The 1,592-nt window shown below is 74.6% G+C and carries 1 protein-coding gene and 1 pseudogene; both read left to right on the top strand.

Annotation, left to right across the window (positions count from 1 at the left end):
* The first annotated feature begins 103 nt into the window (after window positions 1-103).
* The gene (locus HW445_RS30325; protein WP_180224006.1) at window positions 104-1,414 is read left to right on the top strand and encodes a family 1 glycosylhydrolase; all 1,311 of its coding nucleotides are present in this window, start codon (window positions 104-106) and stop codon (window positions 1,412-1,414) included.
* Window positions 1,411-1,592: pseudogene (locus HW445_RS32950) on the top strand (MFS transporter); the annotation flags it as partial. The gene HW445_RS30325 and the pseudogene HW445_RS32950, both read left to right, overlap by 4 nt.

The following is a 1,592-nucleotide window of genomic DNA, read 5'->3' as shown; positions in this document are numbered from 1 at the left end:
GCGGACCCCGCGGACGGGGCCGGAGCCCGGTGCCGGGCGGGGCCGGAAGCCGGTGCTCGCACGGGTGTTGACCTCCTAGCCGCCGAGTGAGGAGGATCCGCCCATGGCCGTCGACCCGCTCCCGTCGTTCCCGCCCGGTTTCCTCTGGGGCGCGTCCACCTCCGCCCACCAGATCGAGGGCGCCGCCCACCTGCGCGGGCAGTCCGTGTGGGACGTCTTCGAGGCACGCCCCGGCGCGATCCGCGACGGCTCCACGGCCGCCGTGGCCTGCGACAGCTTCCACCGCCACCGCGAGGACGTCGGCCTCCTCGCCGGTCTCGGCGTGAACGCCTACCGCTTCTCCGTCTCCTGGCCCCGCGTGGGCTCCCCCGGCGGGCTCGACTACTACGAGCGTCTGGTGGACGACCTGCTCGCCGTCGGTGTCCGCCCCGTACCGACCCTCTTCCACTGGGAGCTCCCGGCCGGTCTGGACTGGCTGGAGCGGGACACCGCCGCCCGGTTCGCCGACCACGTGGAGCGGGTGGCCGCCCGGCTCGGCGACCGCGTGAGCACCTGGATCACCCTGAACGAGCCCGCCGAGCACACGGTCCTCGGTCACGCCCTCGGCGTCCACGCCCCCGGCCGCACCCTGATGTTCGACGCGCTGCCCGCCGCCCACCACCAGCTCCTCGCCCACGGCCTCGCGGTCCGCGCCCTGCGCGCGGCGGGCGCCACGGACGTCGGCATCGCCGCCTCGCACAGCCCCACCCGGCCGCTCTCCGCACGCGAGGAGGACCTGGCGGCGGCCGAGTTCTACGACGTACTGATGAACCGGACGTTCTCCGACCCGCTCCTGCTGGGCCGCTACCCGGACGGGCTGGCCGAGCTGATGCCGGGCGACGTCGACGCCGACCTGGTGACCGTCTCCGAGCGGCTCGACTTCTACGGGGTCAACTACTACGCGCCCTCCCTGGTCGGCGCCCCCACCGGCGAGAGCAGCGCCTACGGCACCCTCGACGTGCCGGCCGGGATCCCGTTCTCGCTGCACGAGATCGAGGGCCGCCCGAAGACCCACTTCGGCTGGCCGGTGGTCCCCGAGGGCCTGACGGAGACCCTCACCGGACTGCGCGGGCGCTACGGCGACCGTCTCCCGCCGGTGATGATCACCGAGAACGGCTGCTCCTACCCGGGCCTCGACGACCAGGACCGCATCGCCTTCCTCGACTCCCACCTGCGCGCCCTGCACCGGGCGATCGAGGAGGGCGTGGACGTGCGCGGCTGGTTCGTCTGGTCGCTGCTGGACAACTACGAGTGGAACGAGGGCTACGAGCAGCGCTTCGGCCTGGTCCACGTCGACTTCGACTCCCCGGAGCGCACCCGCACCCCGAAGGCCTCGTACGCCTGGCTGCGCGACGTGCTGCGGGCGCAGCCGTGACGACGGCGTCCGGGGCGGACCCGCAGCCCGGTCCACCAGGCCCGGCCGGCCCGTCCGGCCCGTCCGGCGGCGGGGCCCCGGCAGAGCCGGCCGAGCGGGTCGGCGGCGGCTGGACCACCTCGCTGTCGCTGGCCAACGGGGCCGTCTGGGTCGGCTGGTACGGCCCCATGCAGATCCT

The sequence above is a fragment of the Streptomyces sp. UH6 genome (assembly GCF_013421635.1).
In the GTDB taxonomy this organism is placed as follows: Bacteria; Actinomycetota; Actinomycetes; order Streptomycetales; family Streptomycetaceae; genus Streptomyces; species Streptomyces abyssomicinicus.
Note: the sequence above shows the minus strand (reverse complement) of the source record. Positions and strands in the feature narration are given on the sequence as shown.